Genomic DNA, 866 nt, shown 5'->3' with positions numbered 1-866 from the left:
TTCTGAATGGAGGGAGGCACTATGGGCCAGGTTTTACACGGGAGCGCCACAACGACAGAGGCTGTCCGTCGAGCGATACAGCATAGTCAAGAGAGCCTGAGAGTTCTGGCAAAGCGCTACGGCATCAACCAAAAAACGGTCGCCAAATGGAGGAAGCGGGACTCCGTCACCGACCTTCCTACCGGCCCGAAAGATCCAAAATCCACGGTTTTGTCGGTGGAGGAGGAGGCAATCATCGTTGCTTTTCGTCAGCATACGCTGCTGCCGCTCGATGACTGCCTTTATGCCTTACAGGCCACTATCCCCCATCTGACCCGCTCCTCATTGCATCGTTGCCTGCAACGCCATGACATCTCCCGTTTGCCCGATGTCGAAGGAGACATTCCTTCCAAAAGCAAATTCAAAACCTACCCAATCGGCTATTTCCACATTGATATAGCCGAGGTGCAGACCGAGGAGGGGAAGCTCTACCTGTTTGTTGCCATCGATAGGACTTCAAAATTCGCCTATGTCGAACTGCATAACAAAGCGACCCGCATGATCGCGGCACAAATGCTGGAAAATCTGGTTGAAGCCGTGCCTTACACCATACATACGGTGCTGACAGACAACGGCATCCAGTTCACCCATATGCCAGGAACCTCGACCTACAGCATCCACTCCTTCGATCGCGTCTGTAACGCTCACGACATCGAACATCGGCTGACCAAGGTAAAACACCCTTGGACCAACGGGCAGGTCGAACGGATGAACCGGACAATCAAAGAGGCCACCGTTAAACGCTTCTACTACCAAAGCCACGATCAACTGCGGCGCCACCTGATGGACTTCGTCTCAGCCTATAACTTCGCCCGAAGGCTAAAGAC

At 53.2% G+C, this 866-nt stretch carries 1 protein-coding gene; it reads left to right on the top strand.

The window, feature by feature from the left end:
- Positions 1-21: 21 nt before the first annotated feature.
- Positions 22-866: IS481 family transposase (locus tag ACELLULO517_RS28455; protein ID WP_227310877.1), on the top strand; the 845-nt coding region annotated here is incomplete at its 3' end.

Source organism: Acidisoma cellulosilyticum, from assembly GCF_020621385.1.
Taxonomy (GTDB): Bacteria; Pseudomonadota; Alphaproteobacteria; order Acetobacterales; family Acetobacteraceae; genus Acidisoma; species Acidisoma cellulosilyticum.
This window is presented reverse-complemented; position numbering and strand designations above follow the sequence as displayed.